Source organism: Streptomyces aureus, assembly GCF_000725495.1.
GTDB classification, from domain to species: Bacteria; Actinomycetota; Actinomycetes; order Streptomycetales; family Streptomycetaceae; genus Streptomyces; species Streptomyces aureus_B.
In genome coordinates this window covers 1-319 of the sequence record NZ_JNZD01000098.1, presented here as the reverse complement: position 1 = coordinate 319, position 319 = coordinate 1, and the positions used below count along the sequence as shown (strand labels likewise).

Below are 319 nucleotides of genomic sequence, written 5' to 3'. Positions count from 1 at the left end.
GGCGCGGACCTCGTCGGGGGTCTTGCCGAACGCCAGCGCCTGGGTCTGGGCGAAGAAGTTCGCCATCAGCAGGTCGTGCTGGGCCGCGAGCCCGTCGCTGAGCTCGCCGACGGGGTTGGCGAAGCCGATGAAGTCGGCCGGGATCAGCTTCGTGCCCTGGTGGATCAACTGGTAGTAGGCGTGCTGCCCGTTGGTGCCGGGCGTGCCCCACACCACCGGGCCGGTCCCCCACTCCACCGGCTGGCCGTCGCGGTCCACCGACTTGCCGTTGGACTCCATGTCCAGCTGCTGGAGGTAGGCGGTGAACTTCGACAGGTAG

1 pseudogene is annotated in these 319 nt (G+C 69.0%); it reads right to left on the bottom strand.

The features are described from left to right. Window positions 1-319, bottom strand: a pseudogene (locus IO36_RS36135) (glucose-6-phosphate isomerase); the annotation flags it as partial.